The organism is Massilia sp. BKSP1R2A-1, assembly GCF_050586525.1.
In the GTDB taxonomy this organism is placed as follows: Bacteria; Pseudomonadota; Gammaproteobacteria; order Burkholderiales; family Burkholderiaceae_D; genus Telluria.
Genome location: NZ_JBOBRE010000028.1, coordinates 1 through 5492, shown reverse-complemented (window position 1 = coordinate 5492; position 5492 = coordinate 1). Strand labels below are relative to the sequence as shown.

The window sequence follows — 5492 nt, the reverse complement described above, 5'->3', positions numbered from 1 at the left end:
GTGATCCTGGTGGGGTTTTTTGCTTTCAGATTCGCATTGCGAATCTTCACTATCGCCCCGATCATTTACGCCAGCAGTTCCTGCACCACGCGCGTCATTTCGTCGAGCCGATACGGCTTGTGCAGCAACTGCGTGCGCTGGACTTGCTCGGCCTGATCACTCATCCCCGCCGGGAAGCCCGACGCGAACAGGACTTTCGCCCGCGGCAGGTGTTCGGCCGTCGCCCGCGCCAGATCCTGCCCCTTCACCGCGCCCGGCATGACGATATCGGTGAACACCAGGTCGATCGGCAGCCCCTGGCGGATCAGGCCCAGCGCCGTTTCTCCATCCGCCGCTTCGAGCACATACAGTCCCTGCTTGCGCAGCACCTCGACGCAGACAGCGCGCACCGACGCTTCGTCTTCCACGACCAGCACCGTCCGCGACCTGGCCCGGCCCCCTGTCTCAGGCGAGACTTCTTGCGCAGCCGGCACGGCCGGGAAGTACAGCGTGACCGTCGTGCCGCCTCCGCTCTCGCTTGCCAGCTCGATCTGCCCGCCGCTCTGCTTGACGAAACCGAAGGCCAGGCTCAGGCCAAGGCCCGTACGCCGGCCACCCGGCTTGGTCGAGAAAAAGGGTTCGAAGGCGCGCCGCTGCACCTCTTCGCTCATGCCGGCGCCGGTGTCGCGCAGGCGCACGCGCACATGGTCCGCTTCACCCTCCACGCCGGGCAGCGGCGCCCGGTCGACCGTGATCGACAGCTGCCCATCCTCGCCCATGGCGTCGGCGGCATTCTGGACCAGGTGCAGCACGTTCTTCCCGAACTGCACCGGATCGAGTGCCGCCAGCGTGGTGTCGCCGGTCGACTCGATGTTCAGGCGCCGGCCCGCGAGCACGTCCGCGATCACAGCTTGCATGCTGCGCAGATGCGCGTCGACGGGAATCGTCATTGGCTGCAGCGGCTGGCGACGGGCGAAAGCGAGCAGTTGGGCGGCGATGCCGGCGCCGCGCCGCACGCCTTCCGACGCCGCTTCCACCCTGCGCACTGTCTTCTCGTCCTGCTTGTGCATCATGCGCAGCAGTTGCAGATGGCCGGTGATCAGTTGCAGGACATTGTTGAAGTCATGGGCGATCCCGCTGGTGAGCTGCCCGATCGCTTCCATCTTCTCGGCTTCGTGCAGCGAAGCCTGGGTATCGGCCAGCTCGCGCGTGCGTTCGAGCAGCGCGGCCTGGCTCGCCGCCAGGGCCTGCATCGCCTGGTCGCGCTCCAGCGTCGCGTGGTAGGCGCGCGAATGCGCCCGCAGGCGCGCGGCGAGTTCGATCCGGTCCGGCCATTTGACCAGGTAGTCCATTGCGCCAGCCGCAAAGCCGGAGGCCTTGACCTGCGGGCTGTCGTTCGACGACAGCATGATGATCGGGATCTGCGCCAGGTCCGGCGCTTCCTTCAGCGTGCGGATCACGTCCAGGCCGCTGAACACCGGCATGTGCAGGTCGACCATGATCACGCTCGGTGCGAAGGAGCGCGCCGCCTGCACGGCTTCGCCCGGCTCCTGCAGGTATTCCAGGATCAGGTCCGGCTCCTGGTCCAGCATGCCCGCGACCAGCTCGGCGTTGATGCGGTGGTCGTCGATCAGCAGGATCCGGCTCGGTGTGGTGTGCATGGTCATGAAGCGGATACGGATCAGTGCAAGGTCGTGGCGACGTGCGCGATGCTCATTTCGAGCTGCGGCAGGTCATAGGGTTTGGGCAGCACCGCCATGCCGCTGGCCAGTGGAATGCGCGTGCTGTGGCCGTCGCCCGAGGCGAGGATCACCTTCAGCGTCGGTTGCGAGGCCATGGCCCGGTTGGCAAGCTCGATGCCGGACAGGCCGGGCAGGTTCAGGTCGGTGAACAGGATGTCGATGTCGTGCTCCTTCAGCAGTGCCAGCGCCTGCTCGGCGGAGGAACTGCCGCTGGCCGCATGTCCGAGTGCCGCCAGCAGCTCGCACGCGAGCTCGCGCGTGTCGGGATCGTCTTCCACGACCAGGATGCGCTGGCCGGTATGCGGCTCGGGCGCCTGCACCGGGTCCGCCGCCCTCGCGGTGACGGGGCCCGCCGGCGCACCGAGTTGCGCGCGTACCGCGCGTGCCAGCTGCTCGCGGTTGTAGGGCTTGGCCAGCAGGTCGAGTTCCTCATCGAAGGAGGAGTCCGGCAGCTGGCCCGAAGCGAGCATGATGCCGGTGCGTGGCGACAAACTGCGGCACTGGCGCACCAGGCTCGCGCAATCGACCGCGCCCGGCATCGAGATGTCGGTGAACAGCAGGTCGACCGGTAGACCGCTTCCGAGGATGGCCAGCGCTTCCTGGCCATTCCCGGCCCGCAGCACCTGGTAGCCCAGCCCGGCGAGGATCTCGGTGGTGGTGGCGATCACGGCGGGGTCGTCGTCGACCACCAGGATGGTTTCATGGCCGCCCGGGATTGCGGTGTCGGCCGCCGCGGCCTCTTCCAGCACCTGGCCCGCCGCGCGCGGCAGGTAGATCGCAATCGTCGTGCCTTCGCCGGGCGTGCTGCGCACCTTGATCTCGCCGCCGCTTTGCTTGACGAAGCCGTACACCATGCTCATGCCGAGCCCCGTGCCTTTGCCCGGCGCCTTGGTCGTGTAGAAGGGGTCGAAGATCTTGTCGAGGATTTCCGGCGGCATGCCGCAGCCGCTGTCGGTGATCGACAGGCAGACGTGGTCACCGCCCAGGCTCGCGTCGTTCGGCGCATTGGCCAGTCCGATGGTGAGGCTGCCGCTGCCGTCCATGGCGTCACGCGCATTGATCGCCATGTTCAGGATGGCGTTCTCGAGCTGATTGCGGTCGACCTGGACGTTCCACAGGCCGGCATTCTGGCGGATCTCGACGGCGATGCGGTCGCCCATGGCGCGCAGCAGCAGCGACTCCATGCCGCCTATCAGTTCGCCGAGGTGGGTCACGACCGGCTGCAGCGGCTGGCGGCGTGCAAAGGCAAGCAGCTGCGACGACAGTTTCGAGCCACGTTCGACCGCAGCGACGGCGCTGGCGACGCGTCCCGCTGTCTGGCTGCCCATGCCGTCGAGTTCCATCAGCTGCAGGTTGCTCGAGATGATCTGCAAAACGTTGTTGAAGTCGTGGGCGACGCCGCTCGCGAGCTGGCCGACCGCTTCCATCTTGTGGGCCTGCCGCAGAGCGTCCTCGGCCTTGAAGCGTCCCGCCTCTTCCTGCTCGACCTTGCGTTCCAGGGACTGATTCAGTTCGCGCAGCGCGGTCTCGGCCTGCCGCAGGTTTTCCTCGGTCCGCTTGCGTTCGGTGATGTCGAAGGCCACGCCGAGGTAGCGGCGTTCGCCGGCCACCGTGCTGCGCATGGATTGGCCGCGGCGTGCGATCCAGCGGATCTCGCCGGTATCCGCGCGCCGGATGCGGTACTCGTTGTAGCCGATCGGATTGTCGTCGTTGACCAGGCGCCGCGGGCCGGACAGGTGCCGGTCTTCGGGGTGGACGTGCTCGACCAGCAGCTCGGCGGTGATCTCGGTGTCGGTTGCGAAGCCCCAGATGCGGCGGTAGGCATCCGACACCGCCATCTTGCCCGTATTCGGGAACCACTCGAAAGTGCCGATCTCTCCGGCTTCCTGCGCGACCCGCAATCGCTCCTCGGTCAGCGCATGGTCGGTGACGTCGATGCCTTCCACGAAAATGGCGTAGGTCTGGCCATCGGCGTGCTTGAGCGGCTGGTAGACGAAATCGAGGATGCGGCGCTCGGTCGCGATGCCGTCGCCGCTGTCCAGCAGCACGTCGACGTTCTGGCCGTGAAAGGGCTCGCCGTCGCGGTAGACGCGGTCCAGCAGTTCGAAGATGCCTTGACCTTCCAGCTCCGGCAGCGCCGCGCGCACGGGTTTGCCCATGACATCCCGGTGCTGCACCAGCCTGAGATAGGAATCGTTGGCGAGCTCGTAGACGTGGTCCGGACCGACCAGCACGGCCATGAAGCTCGGCGCCTGGCGGAACAGGGTGTTCAGGAAGTCCATGTCCGCCGCCAGGCGCTGGTTGAGGTCTTCGAGCCTGATGCGCAGGGCGTCGAGGTCGGCGTTGGCCTGCTTGAGGTGCTGCTCCTGCCGGTCGCGCTCGCGTTCGGCGGTGACCCGCGCAGTGGTATCGATGACCGTCGACAGGGCGCCGCAAATCCGGCCATGCTCGTCTGCAGCGGGGGAATAGTAGAGGTCGAACCAGGTATCCTGCGGGACGCCGTGGCGGGCGAGGACGAAATGCGCGTCGCGGAAGACGCGTTCCTCGCCGGCGAAGCAGGCGTCGAACACTTCCCGGTTGAAGTCCCAGGCCTCGGGCCAGGCGTCGCGCACCGATCCGCCGAAGGCCTGCGGGTGGCGGTCGGCCGCGATGCGCGCATAGGCGTCGTTGTAGATGAGGGTGCGGTCCTCGCCCCAGACGAGCACCATGCTGACGGGCGCGCGCAGGACGGCGTCGGTCAGGACGCGCAGGCTGTTCGGCCAGGTGTCGAGCGGGCCGAGCGAGGTCTGGCTCCAGTCCTTCGTCCGAACAAGGGTTGCCGCTTCGCCGCCGCAGGTAGGCCACACCGACTTGCTCATTGATCGCGCCGTATTGTTCGGGAAGAGGAACGACTGACGGGGGGCGCCAGCACCAGGCGCACAGTGTAACACTGGAAACAGGGCGCGCCTTGCGTATCTGTACAGAACGCCCGGCGGGCGTCCTTCCGGAATCAAGCCATGCGGGCGGCGCCGCCGAAGCGCAGCGCGAGCTTTTCCCAGAAGTGGTCGTGGATCGGCAGCAGGATCACGTTGCAGATCGGCTCCAGCACGGCCGCCATGCCGCCGAAGGCCAGCGAGCCGGTGGCGAAGTACATGACACTAAAGGCCACGATCATGTGGAGGGCGGTCTGGCTGACCTTTTCCGCAGCGATCCGCATGTAGCGCTCGCGCTCGCCGCGCGCCCTGGCGCGGATGGCAGACCAGGCTTTTTCGTGGAAGGGGAGCAGCAGCACGTTGATGACCGGTTCGATAAGGAGTGCGAGGCCGCCGATCAGCATGGAGCCGGTCACCGCATAGGTGATGACAAAAGCGATCGCGAGGTGGGCGACTACCTGGCTGGTTTTCTTGGCTGCGACGACCATGACGTTCTCTCTTTGCTTCGTTATTACTGTGGTAGGAGCAAATGATAACGATTCTCGTTCATAGTCTAAAGCAAATTAAATTGAACAGTTCAATAGCTCCAAGCTATCGAGCGTCGGGAAAGTGACACTTGCGGAACTATCCTGTGATTTGTTATAGTCTTGCTCCTCCGACGCCGGCGCAGCTTTGAAAGCAGCGACAGCGAAGGAAAAGAGGGGCTTGACGATAAACGCAAAACACCGCATAATCTCGCTTCTCTGTTGCTGACGAACACAACGCTTCGCAACAACGCAGCAAGGTAGTGCAGAACAACGATCTTTAACAATCAACAGTCGATAAGTGTGGGCGTTTGATGAGGGTGCCGGCTGGCTTG

The 5492-nt window shown here is 65.6% G+C and carries 4 protein-coding genes; all 4 read right to left on the bottom strand.

Features of this window, described 5'->3' with window-relative positions:
* Window positions 1–65: 65 nt before the first annotated feature.
* Window positions 66–1646: a response regulator gene (locus tag ACQ7JA_RS24825; RefSeq protein WP_430902375.1), complete on the bottom strand. Its 1581-nt coding sequence runs from the start codon at window positions 1644–1646 to the stop codon at window positions 66–68.
* A gap of 14 nt (window positions 1647–1660) precedes the next feature.
* Window positions 1661–4579 (bottom strand): response regulator, encoded by a 2919-nt coding sequence (locus ACQ7JA_RS24820; RefSeq protein WP_430902374.1) that lies wholly within the window; start codon window positions 4577–4579, stop codon window positions 1661–1663.
* Between the two features lie 131 nt (window positions 4580–4710).
* Window positions 4711–5121 carry a DUF2061 domain-containing protein gene (locus ACQ7JA_RS24815; RefSeq protein ID WP_430902373.1) on the bottom strand — a complete coding sequence of 137 codons (411 nt, stop codon included), beginning with the start codon at window positions 5119–5121 and terminating at the stop codon, window positions 4711–4713.
* 75 nt (window positions 5122–5196) lie between these two features.
* On the bottom strand, window positions 5197–5492 hold a 296-nt coding region (locus ACQ7JA_RS24810; protein WP_430902372.1), incomplete at its 5' end, for a hypothetical protein.